We start from the raw sequence: 14,742 nt of genomic DNA on the forward strand, positions 1-14,742 counted from the left end.
CATGAATAAGAAGGTGTTGACCCTGTCTGCTGTAATGGCAAGCATGCTTTTTGGTGCAGCAGCGCACGCTGCGGATACCCGTATTGGTGTGACCATCTATAAATACGACGACAACTTCATGTCTGTTGTGCGTAAAGCGATTGAGAAAGATGCGAAAGCAGCGCCAGACGTTCAGCTGCTGATGAACGACTCCCAGAATGACCAGTCCAAACAGAACGACCAGATCGACGTTCTGCTGGCGAAAGGCGTTAAGGCCCTGGCGATCAACCTGGTTGACCCGGCTGCAGCAGGCACGGTTATTGAGAAAGCGCGCGGCCAGAACGTGCCAATCGTCTTCTTCAACAAAGAACCTTCCCGTAAAGCGCTGGACAGCTATGACAAAGCGTATTACGTCGGTACCGACTCCAAAGAGTCCGGCATTATTCAGGGCGATCTGATCGCGAAACACTGGGCGGCGAACCCGAACTGGGACCTGAACAAAGACGGTCAGATTCAGTTCGTGCTGCTGAAAGGCGAACCTGGCCACCCGGATGCTGAAGCGCGTACCACCTACGTTATCAAAGAGCTGAACGACAAGGGCCTGAAAACCCAGCAGCTGGCGTTAGATACCGCGATGTGGGATACCGCTCAGGCGAAAGATAAGATGGACGCGTGGCTGTCCGGCCCTAACGCCAACAAAATCGAAGTGGTTATCGCCAACAACGATGCGATGGCAATGGGTGCGGTAGAAGCGCTGAAAGCACACAACAAATCCTCTATCCCGGTATTCGGTGTGGATGCGCTGCCAGAAGCGCTGGCGCTGGTTAAATCCGGTGCGATGGCCGGTACCGTGCTGAACGATGCCAACAACCAGGCGAAAGCCACCTTCGATCTGGCGAAAAACCTGGCCGATGGCAAAGGTGCGGCAGATGGCACCAACTGGAAAATTGACAACAAAATTGTTCGCGTACCTTACGTGGGCGTAGACCAGTCCAACCTGGCTGAGTTTATCGGTAAATAAGTAAGCGGTACTGTCTCCACTGGGCGCAATTCGTTGCGCCCTTTTATAACGCGATATGCGAGGCCAACAAGGTATAATTATGGTCAGCACAACAACTCAGTCATCCGGTGAATACCTGTTGGAAATGAGCGGTATCAACAAGTCATTTCCCGGCGTTAAGGCACTCGATAATGTTAATTTAAAAGTGCGTCCTCACTCTATTCATGCCTTAATGGGGGAGAACGGTGCGGGTAAATCAACATTATTAAAATGTCTTTTTGGGATCTATCAAAAAGATTCTGGCAGCATTCTTTTTCAGGGGAAAGAGATCGATTTCCATTCAGCGAAAGAAGCACTGGAAAACGGTATCTCGATGGTTCACCAGGAATTAAACCTGGTGCTGCAGCGTTCAGTCATGGATAACATGTGGTTGGGGCGTTATCCCACCAAAGGTGTCTTTGTCGATCAGGATAAAATGTATCGCGACACCAAGGCGATTTTCGACGAGCTGGATATTGATATCGATCCGCGCGCCCGCGTGGGAACATTATCCGTCTCCCAGATGCAGATGATCGAAATTGCCAAAGCGTTCTCCTATGATGCGAAAATCGTCATCATGGACGAACCGACATCGTCATTAACGGAAAAAGAGGTTAACCACCTTTTTACCATTATTCGTAAGCTGAAAGAACGCGGCTGCGGCATTGTGTACATCTCCCACAAAATGGAAGAGATCTTCCAGCTGTGCGATGAGATCACCATCCTGCGCGACGGCCAGTGGATTGCCACGCAGCCGCTGGAAGGGCTGGACATGGACAAGATCATCGCCATGATGGTCGGTCGTTCCCTGAACCAGCGCTTCCCGGACAAAGAAAACAAGCCGGGTGAAGTCATCCTGGAAGTGCGCAATCTGACCTCGCTGCGCCAGCCGTCCATCCGCGATGTTTCTTTCGACCTTCACAAAGGCGAAATTCTTGGCATTGCTGGCCTGGTAGGGGCAAAGCGTACCGACATCGTAGAAACCCTGTTTGGCATTCGCGAGAAGGCCGACGGCACGATCACGCTGCACGGGAAGAAAATTAACAACCATAATGCCAACGAAGCCATTAATAACGGTTTTGCGCTGGTGACGGAAGAACGTCGTTCGACCGGTATTTATGCTTATCTGGATATTAACTTTAACTCGTTAATTTCTAACATTCGCAATTACAAAAACAAAGTCGGGCTGCTGGATAACTCCCGCATGAAGAGCGATACCCAATGGGTAATAGACTCCATGCGCGTGAAAACGCCAGGTCACCGCACCCAGATTGGTTCGCTGTCAGGCGGTAACCAGCAGAAAGTCATTATTGGCCGTTGGTTATTAACACAGCCAGAAATTCTGATGCTGGATGAGCCGACCCGCGGTATTGACGTCGGCGCGAAGTTTGAAATTTATCAGCTGATTGCCGAGCTGGCGAAAAAGAATAAAGGGATCATTATTATTTCTTCCGAAATGCCGGAATTGTTAGGGATCACGGACCGTATTCTGGTTATGAGCAATGGTCTCGTCGCCGGTATTGTTGACACCAAAACGACAACGCAAAATGAAATTTTGCGTCTTGCGTCTTTGCACCTTTAAGATCAGGGGCTCCTCATGAGTGCGTTAAATAAAAAAAGTTTTCTCACTTACCTGAAAGAAGGCGGTATTTACGTTGTTCTTTTAGTCTTGCTGGCAATCATCATTTTCCAGGACCCTACGTTCTTAAGCCTGCTGAACCTGAGTAACATTCTGACCCAGTCCTCCGTGCGTATTATCATTGCGCTGGGCGTGGCGGGCCTGATCGTGACCCAGGGGACGGACCTCTCCGCGGGGCGTCAGGTAGGTCTGGCGGCGGTTATCGCGGCAACCCTGCTGCAGTCGATGGAAAACGCCAACAAGGTCTTCCCGGAAATGGCCACCATGCCGATTTTCGTGGTGATCCTGATTGTCTGCGCCATCGGTGCGGTGATTGGTCTGATCAACGGTATCATCATCGCCTACCTGAACGTGACGCCATTTATCACCACCCTGGGTACGATGATCATCGTTTACGGTATCAACTCCCTGTACTACGACTTCGTCGGTGCTTCGCCCATCTCGGGCTTTGACAGCGGCTTCTCGACCTTTACGCAAGGGTTTATCGCGCTGGGCAGCTTCCGCCTGTCGTATATCACCTTCTATGCGCTGATTGCGGTCGCCTTCGTATGGATCCTGTGGAACAAAACGCGCTTTGGCAAAAACATCTTCGCTATCGGCGGTAACCCGGAAGCGGCGAAAGTCTCCGGTGTAAACGTTGCCCTGAACCTGCTCATCATCTATGCCCTGTCCGGGGTGTTCTACGCCTTCGGCGGGATGCTGGAAGCGGGCCGTATCGGCTCTGCAACGAACAACCTTGGCTTCATGTACGAGCTGGATGCGATCGCAGCCTGCGTGGTGGGCGGCGTCTCCTTCAGCGGCGGTGTGGGGACGGTGCTCGGTGTGGTGACCGGTGTGATTATCTTCACCGTCATCAACTACGGGTTGACCTACATCGGCGTGAACCCGTACTGGCAGTACATCATCAAGGGCGCCATCATTATCTTCGCGGTTGCGCTGGATTCACTGAAGTACGCCCGTAAGAAGTAATCGTTACTCGCCATACCCGGCCCGCTCACCGAGCGGGCTTTTTTATGCCCTATGCCAGATGGGACTCCTCCTGCGTCACAATGCGCTCAAACCAGTCGAGTTCAGAAAGCTTGCAGGCGACCCACTGTTCGGAAAACGCATCGCCCAGGCTGTCGGTGAGATACTGACAGCGGGCAAAGGCCTCAATCGCCTCCTGCTGGAACAGCGGCAGTTCGGGTTGGTCGTGCTGCGGCTCAGGGAGATCCCCCTCGTCGATATGTTCCAGCCCGTACAGCATGCCTGTCAGGATAGTGGCCGCCACCAGATACGGATTCGCATCGGCCCCGGCCAGCCGGTACTCGATACGACGGTTACTCTCATCCGAGCAGGGAATACGCAAGGCGGCGGAGCGGGTGTTATAGCCCCAGGAGTTAAAGACGGGTTCCGTCAGGTTTTTACGCAGGCGACGAAACGCGTTGACCCCCGGCGCAAGAATGGCGACGGAGGCGGGCATTAGCGCCAGCTGGCCCGCGATGCACAAACGCATCATGCTGCTCAGCGCGTTCACCGGCGAGGCAAAAACGTTTTCGCCACGGCTGTTGTTCAGGCTGAAATGGATGTGCAAACCGCTGCCGGACAGCTGGCTGAAAGGCTTAGCCATAAAGTTGGCCTGAAGACCGTGCTTTTCAGCGACATAGCGGGTCAGGCGACGCAGCGCCAGCACGTTATCGCACACCTCAACGACGCGCTGGCTGTGCTTCAGGTTTAATTCATACTGACCGGACTCGGCTTCCGCTACGACCCCTGACAGCGGGATGCGCTGCAGGTGCGCCAGCTGTTCCAGCTCGTCAAACAGCGCCGCATGCGCCGACGAGGTATCCATGTGAAAACAGCCCTGATTTTGCGGATCGCGTTCGCCCTGTCCCGTCAGATAGAACTCAATTTCCGGGGCAATGACCGGGAAAAGACCGTGCTGGTGGAAGCGGGCCACGACGTTCTGCAGTATCACGCGCGGCTCAAGCGGGCAGGGGTAACCGTCGCTGTCTTTCATCGTCAGCAGGATCTGCGCGTTGTGCTCCGGATCCTGCGGACAGGGGCGCAAAGAGCCGGCGACCGGGACGCACAGTCGATCGGGTTCATCATAAAGCGGGGCGGCGATGTTTCCCTTCTGATCCATTGAGTAGACTGAAAGCGGAAAATAACAGCCTTTTTCCAGGCTCAGCATGCTCTCTACCGAGAGGCGCTTGCCGCGCATCGTGCCGTTGATATCGTTCAGGTAAACGTCTACATGTTTCGTTTGCGGGTAACGTTCCAGATAATCGGCCACTTCCACGGCAACGTTGTGCTGCAGGGCGTCAATTTTTTCATCCAGCCAGAGACCAGAATTAAGTGCGCCAGGGAGTGATAAGCCGGGAAAGTTAAAGTATGGGCGGAGACTTTTGAGGAAAAACGCATTCATTATCGAGTTCATAGTCATTCTTCAATGAAGCCGTAGCGGCAATGAACTCAGCTTAAAAGAGCCGACGTAAAGGGGAGATAAAAAGCATCAGGCCCGGCGTAAAGAAAGTATAAAGGCGGCCCTGTTATTTCTCTTTTTTCTGCATATCCAGCAGCTGCTCGGGCGTGACGGCCGGGTAACCCTGCGCGTCTTCCGGCACTTCGTGCATCGCCGGAATCGGCACCAGCGGGCCTAAAAAGCGCGGTTCGCGCTTAAAGATATACAGATCGGCCAGGGCACCAAAGCGGGCGCCGAACTCGCGCACGCGCACGCTCAGCATATCTTTTGGCGACGGCACCGCGTAACACTGCGCCTGAATACCCATATGCAGGGCAATAAACAGCGCGCGCTCGCAGTGGAAGCGCTGGGTGATGATGATGAAGTCGTTGGTGTCGAAGACTTTGCGCGTGCGGACGATGGAGTCCAGGGTGCGGAACCCGGCGTAGTCGAGCACGATATCGGCAGGATCCACGCCCGCGGCAATCAGGTCCTTACGCATCGTCACCGGTTCATTGTAGCTTTGCAGCGCGTTATCGCCGCTCAGCAGCAGATAGTTCACCTTGCCGCTGTTGTAGGCGTTCAGCGCGCCCTGGATGCGGTAACGGTAATACTGGTTGATGACGCCGGTGCGGTAATACTTGGCGGTGCCGAGCACCACGCCAACCTGACGATAGGGCAGGTCCTGCAGGTCATCAAAGATGTAGGGGGCGGTTTTCCAGCTCATCCAGCGGTCGAGACCGAGCACGATCAACAGCAGTATGCCGACCAGGACAGACAGGCTGTAAAAAACGCGCTTTAACATGCAGATGGCTCGTACCGAAGGTGAAATTTAACTCAGGCTACTTTACCCGCCTGGTTAGCGCAAGAAACAGCGACTCAACTGAGGGGTTTTTCAGCAAACTGGCGGGCATTTCTGCCCGCCGGAAGGATCACGCCAGCAGTACGCGGTCAATCGTCGTACAGCCCAGCGCTTTGAGCGTTGCGGCAGTGGCATCCCACTGAATCAGCGGCGCATCGGCAATTTCAGCCAGAATGGCGCGCTGAATGTCAGGATAATCATAGCCGTTCAGGCTCAGCAGGTTGAGTGCGCCCTGCAACGGCGGCAGCGTTGGGTTAAACGCGGCGTTTTCCGCATAGCTGCCGGTGAAGATTCGGCCATCGCGGCACTGCAGCGCCACGCCGCTCGGGGACTTGCTGTACGGCGTGTGGCTCTTGTTGGCGGCGGCAATCGCCGCCTGGCTCAGGTCATCGCCGGACAGGGCGAAACCGTGGTTCTGCTCGTCCATCAGCAGGGTTTTGATCTCCAGATCTTTTGGGCCAAACGCGTCAGGCAAGTAATCTGCCAGCGTGTGCGGCGCGCGGCCTGGCAGATTGATGCGCAGCTGCAGCCCGCTGTTCAGCTCGTTCATAAACTGACGGCAGTGGCCGCACGGAGTGTAGTTAACGGTAATCGCGCTCAGCGCTTTTTCACCGCGCAGCCAGGCGTGACTGATGGCGCTCTGCTCGGCGTGCACGGTTTGCTGCATGGTTGCGCCCAGGAACTCCATGTTGCCGCCGAAGTACCAGGTGCCGCTGACGCCGCGTGCAATGGCCCCGACGTTGAAGTGGGAGAGATCGGCCCGCGCGCAGGCGGCAGCCAGAGGAAGCAGTGCGAAAGCCAGCGCGTCTTCGTCCAGTCCCGTTGCCTGTTTCAGCATCGTGACCTGCTCCGCGGTCAGCAGGGCGGGGAAGTGCGCATCTGCCAGAACGGGAGCAAGGGCTGACTGCAAATTCTCTGCAAGCTGGGCGAAAGCAGCTTGAAAACGTGGGTGCATGGCGTTTGCCTCATAAAGGTTAATGGATCGGTAGTTTACGGAGCCGTCAGGGCTTTATATGTGATCCACTTCTCATTATGTATGCAACTTATGAAATCAAAATGAAATTTGCGCGACGCATCGCAAATTTCAGCCCATCACTGCCAGAATCAGCGGGAAAATGAACGGGGCCAGCAGGGAGGTGATAATCCCGCAGATCACCAGCGCCAGGGAGCTAAACGCTCCTTCCTGATAATCCAGCTCCGCGCAGCGGGCCGTGCCCAGCGCGTGCGAGGCGGTGCCCATCGACAGCCCGCGTGCCGCTTTAGTATGAATACGCATCGCGTTCAGCAGGGTGTGGCCAAACACCGCGCCGAGAATACCGACGAAAATGACGCACATCGCGCTGATGGCCGGAATGCCGCCGAGGCTGCCCCCAACAGCCATCGCGATAGGCGTGGTCACCGATTTAGGCAAAATAGAGGCGGCAATTTGCGGCGAGGCCCCCATCAGCAGCGCCACCGACGTGCCGGTGATCATTGCCACCAGGCTGCCGACAAAGCAGATGGTAATGATGGATTTCCAGCGGGCGCGGATCTGGTGCAGCTGCTCGTATAAAGGAAAGGCAAGCGCCACAACGGCGGGCTGCAGCAGGTCGTTTAAGATTTTGCTGCCGGCAAAGTAGCGTTCGTAAGGAATGCCGGTGAGCAGCAGGAACGGAATAATGACCACCATTGCCACCAGCAGGGGGTTCAGCAAGGGCATTTTGAAACGCGCGGCAAGCTTGCGTGCGGCGAAGAACACTGCCAGGGTGAGCGGCAGGGACCACCAGATATTGGCCATCATTTTTTTGTTTTCTCCCCAATCACGTTACGTTCGCCATGCACCAGATGTGAACTCCAGCTCACCACCAGGAAAACCACCAGCGTACTCACCGCGCAGGAGACAACAATCGGGCCGAACTGGGCTTTGAGCAAATCAAAATACTGCATGACACCCACGCCGATAGGCACGAAAAGCAGCGCCATATAGCGAATGAGGACGAAGCAGCCGGGATTGACCCACTTTGCAGGCAGGATTTGCAGCGCCAGCAGCACGAAGAGGATCAGCATGCCGATAATGCTGCCGGGAATGGTGATGGGCAGCAGCGACGCGATGAAAATCCCGGCATACAGGCAGGCGTAAATCAGGACGAATGCGCGCAGATATTGCCAGATAATGTTCAATGATTTGCTCATGGTGATAGTCCTTACTGAAACGCATTCATCATACAATTAAACCTAAAAATGTGCCACGGATCACATCATGAATTTTGAGCATACCAGACATTCCGGAATGGAACGTCGTGCTTTCCACACACAGACAGAGCAGATACTATAGCGCGTCTTTTTTTACAGGTACTGCTATGCGTGTTTTACTGGCCCCAATGGAAGGCGTGCTCGACTCCCTCGTGCGCGAGCTTCTGACCGAGGTGAACGACTACGATCTCTGCGTGACGGAGTTCCTGCGCGTGGTCGATATGCTGTTGCCGGTAAAATCCTTCTTCCGGCTTTGCCCCGAGCTGCACAACCAGAGCCGCACCTCTTCCGGCACGCTGGTGCGTATTCAGCTCCTCGGCCAGTATCCGGAATGGCTGGCGGAAAACGCCGCCCGCGCGGTTGATCTGGGCTCTTACGGGGTAGATCTCAACTGCGGCTGTCCGTCTAAGCTGGTGAACGGCAGCGGCGGCGGAGCGACGTTGCTGAAGGATCCTGAGCTGATTTATCGCGGCGCGAAAGCCATGCGCGAGGCCGTGCCTTCGCATTTGCCGGTGACGGTTAAGGTTCGCCTGGGATGGGACAGCGATGCCCGCCAGTTCGAGATCGCCGATGCGGTGCAGCAGGCCGGAGCCACCGAGCTGGTGGTGCATGGCCGTACCAAAGAAGATGGCTACAAAGCCGATCGCATTAACTGGCAGGCGATCGGTGAGATCCGCAAACGCCTCACCATTCCGGTGATCGCCAACGGCGAAATCTGGGACTACGATAGCGCGCAGGCCTGTCTGCAGGCCACCGGCTGCGATGCGGTAATGATCGGCCGCGGCGCGCTGAATGTGCCGAACCTCAGCCGGGTGGTGAAATATAACGAACCGCGGATGCCGTGGGCAGACGTCGTCACGCTGCTGCAAAAATACAGCCGTCTGGAAAAGCAGGGCGACACCGGTTTGTATCACGTCGCGCGAATTAAGCAGTGGCTGAGTTATTTACGCAAAGAGTACGATGAAGCGCTGGAGTTATTTCAGGAGATTCGTACTTTACAGACGTCGGCTGATATTGCCCGGGTTATTCAGTCAAAGTAATTTATTCATTTGGTGAATAATTTTCTGATTATGTAAATGTATAACAATTTACGCATTGCCACGCATTACTAAAAAAATAAAGAGAATCAAGCGTAATTTGCGCCTTTATTTTTTGAGTGTATGGCGTAATGAAACGTTCTTTTATTTTATCTCTGAGTGTTCCCTTTGCATTTATTCTGGCTGCCTGCGCGCCTGAACATGCCACGGTATCTCCCATTAAAACGCAAACCACGGCGGCGTCGGTAAATACGGTTCTGGCTCATCAGGACTGGCCGAAAAATGAGTGGTGGAAAGCATATAACGATCCGGAACTTAACGGGCTTATTGCGAAAGCATTAAGCGATGCGCCGGATATGCAGATTGCCCGTCAGCGCATTACGCTCGCTGAAGCCCAGGCCAAAGCGGCTATGGCTGCCGACGGTCCACAGATCGATTTTTCAGCGGATGCTGAACGCCAAAAAATGTCCGCCGAAGGGCTGATGGGGCCCTTTGCCATTACCGACCCGGCGGCAGGGACCACCGGGCCGTGGTACACCAACGGCACCTTTGGCCTGACCGCAGGCTGGGATCTCGATCTGTGGGGAAAAAATCGCGCGCAGGTCGAAGCCCGGATAGGCAAAGTGAATGCGCAAAAAGCGGAGCTGGAGCAGACCCGTCAGCTGCTGGCCAGCAGCGTGGCGCGGCTTTACTGGGAATGGCAAACGCAGGCCGCCGTGGGGGAGGTCCTCGCGCAGATCAAACATGAGCAGGACAATATTATCGGCGCCGACCGCGAGCTCTATCAACACGGCATCACCTCCTCCGTGGAGGGCGTCGAAACGGACATCAACGCCAGCAAAACCGAAGAGCAGTTGGCCGGGGTCAACGGGAAGATGAAAGCCATAGAGGCACGCCTGGTCGCGCTGACCAACGCCCCCTCCGTGAAGCTGACGCGGCACGCCTTGCCGACGGTGGAAGCCTCGTTACCGTCGACGCTCGGCTATGAACTGCTGGCACGCCGCCCGGATCTTCAGGAGGCGCACTGGTATATCGACGCCTCCATGAGCGAGGTGGAGGCCGCCAGAGCAGCGTTCTATCCTGACGTGAACCTGATGGCGTTCTTACAGCAGGATGCCCTCCACCTGAGCGATCTGTTCCGTTCATCCGCGCAGCAGATGGGCGTGACCGCCGGGTTGACGCTGCCAATTTTTGACAGCGGCAGGCTGAACGCCAGCCTGGATATCGCCCAGGCGCAGAACAATCTCTCGGTTGCCAACTACAACAAAGCGGTAGTGGAGGCCGTCAATCAGGTGGCACGCACGGCCAGCGAAGTCGAAACGCTAATGGCGAAGAACCGCCATCAGCAGCAGGTTGAAAAAGATGCGGCACGGGTCGTGGCGCTGGCTCAGGCGCGTTTCAGCGCGGGGATTATTGCGGGCTCCCGGGTCAGTGAAGCCAGAATACCGGCCCTCAAAGAGCACCTCGAAGGCGTGCTGCTGAAGGGGCAATATGTCGACGCTACCCTGCAGCTGACCTCGGCGCTGGGCGGTGGCTATCATCATGGCTAAAAAAGGTCATTAACTATACTTACCTCTTTGCAGTTTTTCAGGAGGTGAGTATGACCAGAGTAGCGATTGTGACCGCATCGGATTCCGGGATTGGGAAAACCACGGCCCTGATGCTGGCTGAGCGCGGGTTTGATATTGGCGTCACCTGGCACTCGGATGAGAAAGGGGCGCTGGAAACCTGCCGTGAAGTCGAAGCGCAGGGGCAGCGCGCGGAGGCTGTCCATCTTGATTTAAGCACCCTGCCGGAAGGCGCTGAGGCAATAGAGACGCTGATTGCGCGTTTTGGCCGGCTGGACGTGCTGGTTAATAATGCAGGGGCGATGACCAAAGCGCCGTTCCTCGAGATGCCGTTTGACGACTGGCGAAACATTTTCACCGTCGACGTGGACGGGGCGTTTCTCTGTTCACAGATAGCCGCAAGGCAGATGGTGAAGCAGGGGGAAGGGGGGCGGATTGTGAACATCACCTCGGTACATGAACACACTCCCCTGCCGGAGGCCAGCGCCTATACGGCGGCGAAACACGCGCTCGGCGGGTTAACCAAATCCATGGCGATGGAGCTGGTGAAGCACAACATTCTGGTGAACGCCGTCGCGCCGGGTGCCATTGCCACGCCGATGAACGACATGGACGACAGCGAAGTGAAGGAGGGTTCAATGCCGGAAATCCCGCTGGCAAGGCCGGGCCATACGAAAGAGATTGCCAGCCTGGTGGCGTGGCTGTGTGACAGTGACGCCAGCTATACAACGGGGCAATCGTTTATCGTCGACGAGGGCTTTATGCTGGCGAACCCGCAGTTTAAGCCGGAGGGGTAGGTTCCCCTCTCCCTGTGAGAGAGGGTGTTTTTAGTTCCCTCTCCCTGTGGGAGAGGGTTAGGGTGAGGGCATCAGGCCGCACCCGGCTACTCCTCATCCCGCGTCTTTTCCCGATGCTTCAGCCACAGCCTGACCGCAATCACCGCCACGACCACCAGAATCAACCATGCCCAGTGCTTCAGGTGCTGGTCGAGATTATGCAGCCAGGGCGCAATCACTTCGCCCCCTACATAACCGAGCGTCGTAAAGATCAGCGCCCAGGCAATCGCGCCCACAATATTGAGCGGCAGAAAAATTTTGGGCGGCAGATGGCTTGCGCCAATCAGTATCGGCCCGATAATGCGAAAGCCATACATAAAGCGCGTGCCAATGACGAACAGATAGGGATGACGTTGAATGAGCCGCTGAGCGCGGCGGATTTTCTTCTGATGCTTTGCGAAACGCTTAAGCAGCGTTGGTCCAAAGCGCAGCCCCAGAAAGTAGAGCAGCTGATCGCCTATCATCCCGCCCAGCGCGACCGCGGCAACAACCAGCGGGAACTTCAGTAACCCCTGATGCGCGGCGACGCCCCCTAACAGCGTGATGGTTTCACCTTCTGCCACGCTACCGATCACCAGCGCGGCATAGCCATATTGCTCAATGAGTGCGTTAATATCCATTACGTAACGGTTTTCTCCCTCTGCGTGCCTCGTTTAATCATATACCCCTTGAATCAACGGCGGGGAAATCAACGGAAATTTCCCACTGTACATAAAATAATCTAAAGCCTGCATTATACTTAAGGTATCGCTGACGGGCCGACAACAAGGGGGCGCTATGAACCATGTCTGGGGACTTTTCTCCCATCCCGATCGTGAAATGCATGTCATTAAAAGTGAGAACGAAACGGTCTCGCATCATTACACGCACCACGTGCTGCTGATGGCTGCGGTGCCGGTAATATGCGCTTTTATCGGAACGACACAAATCGGCTGGAACTTCGGTGACGGCACTGTGGTTCAGCTTTCCTGGTTTACCGGACTCTATCTGGCCATCGTCTTTTATGGCCTGATGCTGGCGGGCGTGGCGGTCATGGGGCGGGTCATTCACTGGATGGCGCGTAACTATCCGCAACGTCCATCGCTGGCGCACTGTATGGTCTTTGCCGGGTATGTCGCAACCCCGCTGTTCTTAAGCGGTATTGTTGCGCTCTATCCACTGGTCTGGCTGTGCGCGCTGATCGGTACTATTGCCCTCTTTTACACCGGTTATCTGCTGTATCTGGGGGTTCCAACCTTCCTGAATATCAATAAAGAAGAGGGCCTGAGCTTCTCCAGTTCAACGCTTGCCATCGGGGTGCTGGTGCTGGAGGCGCTACTGGCGCTGACGGTGATTCTTTGGGGTTATGGATACCGTCTCTTCTAAACACACTGCATTGCTGGCGTAAATGCCAGCAATGCAGCATCTGTTCACGATTATCCTCTGGCGACAACGCCCGCTGACGGCTATGATGCCGAAGCCAGCCTGAGTTTATCCGTCGACCCAGGCGGTGTACGTCATGACGTGCGTGAATAATTATCAGAAGTCTCACCATGCTGAAATTCCGAGTCTCTTTACTTAGCCTGGCGCTGTTGCTGGGTGCGTCCGCTGCCGTGCCGGCCGTCGCCAAAACGCCCGCGGTGACTGCTACCGCTGCTCAGCCGCAAATTGCTTCCGGCAGCGCGATGATTGTCGATCTCAACACCAATAAGGTGATTTACGCCAGCCATCCGGATCTGGTGCGACCGATCGCCTCAATTACCAAATTAATGACCGCGATGGTGGTGCTTGATGCCCATCTGCCGCTGGACGAAAAACTGAAAGTGGATATCAGCCACACGCCGGAGATGAAGGGGATCTACTCCCGCGTGCGCCTGAACAGTGAGATCAGCCGTAAGAATATGCTGCTGCTGGCGCTGATGTCGTCTGAAAACCGCGCGGCGGCGAGCCTGGCGCACCACTATCCTGGCGGCTACGACGCCTTTATCCGCGCGATGAACGCCAAAGCCAAAGCGCTGGGGATGAACAATACGCACTATGTTGAACCGACGGGGCTGTCGATCAACAACGTCTCCACGGCGCGCGATCTGACGAAACTGCTGATTGCCAGCAAACAGTACCCGCTGATTGGTCAGCTCAGTACCACCCGTGAAGAGATGGCGACCTTTGCGAACCCAGCCTATACGCTGCCGTTCCGCAATACTAACCATCTGGTTTACCGCGATAACTGGAATATTCAGTTAACGAAAACCGGTTTTACCAACGCGGCAGGACACTGTCTGGTGATGCGCACGGTGTTTAACGGTAAGCCGGTGGCGCTGGTGGTGATGGATGCCTTCGGCAAATACACGCACTTTGCGGATGCGAGCCGCCTGCGTACCTGGATTGAAACAGGAAAAGTGCAGCCCGTTCCGGCCGCCGCATTGACGTATAAAAAGCAGAAAGCCGAGCAGATGGCGACGGCGCAGAACGATTAGGTAAAAGCAAAACGGTAACGCATGTTACCGTTTTTTATGTTTTCTCCCTCTCCCTGTGGGAGAGGGCCGGGGTGAGGGCACCAGACCGCACTGCGTTTATTCCGGCAGCGTCCAGTCACCGTCGTTGAGCGGGCGCTGCATAATCACCGTATCCCGCCAGTCTCCTTTCTTATAGCCTACGCTGCGCAGCTGACCGACAATCACGAAACCATGTTTTTTATGCAGGCGTAACGAACCGGCATTGTTATTGCCATCTCCCACTACGGCAATCATCTGCCGCCACGGCCCTTGCTCGCAGCGTTCAATCAGCGCATCCATCAGTGCCGTGCCAAAACCGCGCCCAGTGATGCTGGCATCCACGTAAATCGACTCTTCCAGGGTATAGCGGTAGGCATGTCGCGGTCGGTAAGGGGTGGCATAGCAGTAGCCCACCACGATGCCGCGATACAGCGCGATAAGCCACGGTAAACCGTTCTCAGCCACGTTTTTCATACGTTGGCGCATTTCGTCAATGGTCGGGGGGACTTCTTCAAATGACGCGCGCCCGTGAAGTACATGCCAGGCATAGATCGCGGCAATGGCATGCACATCATCGGGAAGGGCATCGCGCACTTCCAGCTCGGTCTCGGATAAAACATCAATAGCCGACAT

At 55.5% G+C, this 14,742-nt stretch carries 15 protein-coding genes; 8 read left to right on the top strand and 7 right to left on the bottom strand.

The annotated features are described in order from the left end of the window. The first annotated feature begins 1 nt into the window (after window position 1). From mglB to mglC, 3 genes are all read left to right on the top strand, one after another. A complete protein-coding gene (mglB, locus tag CWR52_RS19830; protein ID WP_008500923.1) occupies window positions 2-1,000 on the top strand; it encodes a galactose/glucose ABC transporter substrate-binding protein MglB in 999 nt (332 codons plus the stop codon). Between the two features lie 79 nt (window positions 1,001-1,079). After that, window positions 1,080-2,600, top strand: coding sequence for a galactose/methyl galactoside ABC transporter ATP-binding protein MglA (mglA, locus tag CWR52_RS19835; protein ID WP_104950511.1), 1,521 nt, complete (start codon window positions 1,080-1,082; stop codon window positions 2,598-2,600). A 15-nt stretch (window positions 2,601-2,615) separates the two neighbouring features. After that, on the top strand, window positions 2,616-3,626 hold the full coding sequence (gene mglC, locus CWR52_RS19840) for a galactose/methyl galactoside ABC transporter permease MglC (protein ID WP_008500921.1): 1,011 nt from the start codon (window positions 2,616-2,618) through the stop codon (window positions 3,624-3,626). A 49-nt stretch (window positions 3,627-3,675) separates the two neighbouring features. Here mglC and CWR52_RS19845 read toward each other — a convergent pair whose 3' ends face one another. The 5 genes from CWR52_RS19845 to CWR52_RS19865 all read right to left on the bottom strand — a co-directional run bounded on the left by CWR52_RS19845 (window position 3,676) and on the right by CWR52_RS19865 (window position 8,134). Next, window positions 3,676-5,064, bottom strand: coding sequence for a glutamine synthetase family protein (locus CWR52_RS19845; RefSeq protein WP_104950953.1), 1,389 nt, complete (start codon window positions 5,062-5,064; stop codon window positions 3,676-3,678). Window positions 5,065-5,188: 124 nt separating this feature from the next. Next, a complete protein-coding gene (gene sanA, locus CWR52_RS19850) occupies window positions 5,189-5,905 on the bottom strand; it encodes an outer membrane permeability protein SanA (protein WP_008500918.1) in 717 nt (238 codons plus the stop codon). 127 nt (window positions 5,906-6,032) lie between these two features. After that, on the bottom strand, window positions 6,033-6,917 hold the full coding sequence (gene cdd / locus CWR52_RS19855; RefSeq protein WP_046091540.1) for a cytidine deaminase: 885 nt from the start codon (window positions 6,915-6,917) through the stop codon (window positions 6,033-6,035). 129 nt (window positions 6,918-7,046) lie between these two features. Then, a complete protein-coding gene (locus CWR52_RS19860) occupies window positions 7,047-7,742 on the bottom strand; it encodes a CidB/LrgB family autolysis modulator (protein WP_024908161.1) in 696 nt (231 codons plus the stop codon). After that, complete coding sequence (locus CWR52_RS19865) at window positions 7,739-8,134, bottom strand: CidA/LrgA family protein (RefSeq protein WP_014884558.1); 396 nt, start codon at window positions 8,132-8,134, stop codon at window positions 7,739-7,741. Before CWR52_RS19865 ends, CWR52_RS19860 begins: the two co-directional genes overlap by 4 nt. Window positions 8,135-8,301: 167 nt before the next feature. On the opposite strand from CWR52_RS19865, the gene dusC reads away from it, so the two are divergent. The 3 genes from dusC (at window position 8,302) to CWR52_RS19880 (ending at window position 11,596) form a co-directional block, all read left to right on the top strand. Beyond that, entirely contained in the window at window positions 8,302-9,234 is a 933-nt protein-coding gene (dusC, locus tag CWR52_RS19870) for a tRNA dihydrouridine(16) synthase DusC (protein ID WP_104950512.1), read from the top strand. Between the two features lie 128 nt (window positions 9,235-9,362). Beyond that, on the top strand, window positions 9,363-10,781 hold the full coding sequence (gene mdtQ, locus CWR52_RS19875; protein ID WP_104950513.1) for a multidrug resistance outer membrane protein MdtQ: 1,419 nt from the start codon (window positions 9,363-9,365) through the stop codon (window positions 10,779-10,781). 50 nt (window positions 10,782-10,831) lie between these two features. Next, window positions 10,832-11,596, top strand: coding sequence for an SDR family oxidoreductase (locus tag CWR52_RS19880; protein WP_104950514.1), 765 nt, complete (start codon window positions 10,832-10,834; stop codon window positions 11,594-11,596). Window positions 11,597-11,682: 86 nt separating this feature from the next. Here the strand turns inward: CWR52_RS19880 and CWR52_RS19885 are convergent, their stop codons facing one another. Beyond that, the gene (locus CWR52_RS19885) at window positions 11,683-12,255 is read right to left on the bottom strand and encodes a DedA family protein (protein ID WP_008500905.1); all 573 of its coding nucleotides are present in this window, start codon (window positions 12,253-12,255) and stop codon (window positions 11,683-11,685) included. A 157-nt stretch (window positions 12,256-12,412) separates the two neighbouring features. On the opposite strand from CWR52_RS19885, the gene CWR52_RS19890 reads away from it, so the two are divergent. Both CWR52_RS19890 and pbpG read left to right on the top strand, forming a co-directional pair. Next, the gene (locus CWR52_RS19890) at window positions 12,413-13,000 is read left to right on the top strand and encodes a Yip1 family protein (RefSeq protein ID WP_023312454.1); all 588 of its coding nucleotides are present in this window, start codon (window positions 12,413-12,415) and stop codon (window positions 12,998-13,000) included. A gap of 167 nt (window positions 13,001-13,167) precedes the next feature. After that, entirely contained in the window at window positions 13,168-14,091 is a 924-nt protein-coding gene (pbpG, locus tag CWR52_RS19895; protein ID WP_045908667.1) for a D-alanyl-D-alanine endopeptidase, read from the top strand. Between the two features lie 96 nt (window positions 14,092-14,187). Here pbpG and CWR52_RS19900 read toward each other — a convergent pair whose 3' ends face one another. Beyond that, window positions 14,188-14,742, bottom strand: coding sequence for a GNAT family N-acetyltransferase (locus CWR52_RS19900; RefSeq protein ID WP_104950515.1), 555 nt, complete (start codon window positions 14,740-14,742; stop codon window positions 14,188-14,190).

The sequence above is a fragment of the Enterobacter sp. SGAir0187 genome (genome assembly GCF_002952735.2).
Lineage (GTDB): Bacteria > Pseudomonadota > Gammaproteobacteria > Enterobacterales > Enterobacteriaceae > Enterobacter > Enterobacter quasiroggenkampii.

Bases quoted from the DNA above. Each gene is read 5' to 3' on its own strand.
- mglB (WP_008500923.1), top strand. From the start codon at position 2: ATGAATAAGAAGGTGTTGACCCTGTCTGCTGTAATGGCAAGCATGCTT.
- mglA (WP_104950511.1), top strand. From the start codon at position 1,080: ATGGTCAGCACAACAACTCAGTCATCCGGTGAATACCTGTTGGAAATG.
- mglC (WP_008500921.1), top strand. From the start codon at position 2,616: ATGAGTGCGTTAAATAAAAAAAGTTTTCTCACTTACCTGAAAGAAGGC.
- CWR52_RS19845 (WP_104950953.1), bottom strand. From the start codon at position 5,064: ATGAATGCGTTTTTCCTCAAAAGTCTCCGCCCATACTTTAACTTTCCC.
- sanA (WP_008500918.1), bottom strand. From the start codon at position 5,905: ATGTTAAAGCGCGTTTTTTACAGCCTGTCTGTCCTGGTCGGCATACTG.
- cdd (WP_046091540.1), bottom strand. From the start codon at position 6,917: ATGCACCCACGTTTTCAAGCTGCTTTCGCCCAGCTTGCAGAGAATTTG.
- CWR52_RS19860 (WP_024908161.1), bottom strand. From the start codon at position 7,742: ATGATGGCCAATATCTGGTGGTCCCTGCCGCTCACCCTGGCAGTGTTC.
- CWR52_RS19865 (WP_014884558.1), bottom strand. From the start codon at position 8,134: ATGAGCAAATCATTGAACATTATCTGGCAATATCTGCGCGCATTCGTC.
- dusC (WP_104950512.1), top strand. From the start codon at position 8,302: ATGCGTGTTTTACTGGCCCCAATGGAAGGCGTGCTCGACTCCCTCGTG.
- mdtQ (WP_104950513.1), top strand. From the start codon at position 9,363: ATGAAACGTTCTTTTATTTTATCTCTGAGTGTTCCCTTTGCATTTATT.
- CWR52_RS19880 (WP_104950514.1), top strand. From the start codon at position 10,832: ATGACCAGAGTAGCGATTGTGACCGCATCGGATTCCGGGATTGGGAAA.
- CWR52_RS19885 (WP_008500905.1), bottom strand. From the start codon at position 12,255: ATGGATATTAACGCACTCATTGAGCAATATGGCTATGCCGCGCTGGTG.
- CWR52_RS19890 (WP_023312454.1), top strand. From the start codon at position 12,413: ATGAACCATGTCTGGGGACTTTTCTCCCATCCCGATCGTGAAATGCAT.
- pbpG (WP_045908667.1), top strand. From the start codon at position 13,168: ATGCTGAAATTCCGAGTCTCTTTACTTAGCCTGGCGCTGTTGCTGGGT.
- CWR52_RS19900 (WP_104950515.1), bottom strand. From the start codon at position 14,742: ATGTCGGCTATTGATGTTTTATCCGAGACCGAGCTGGAAGTGCGCGAT.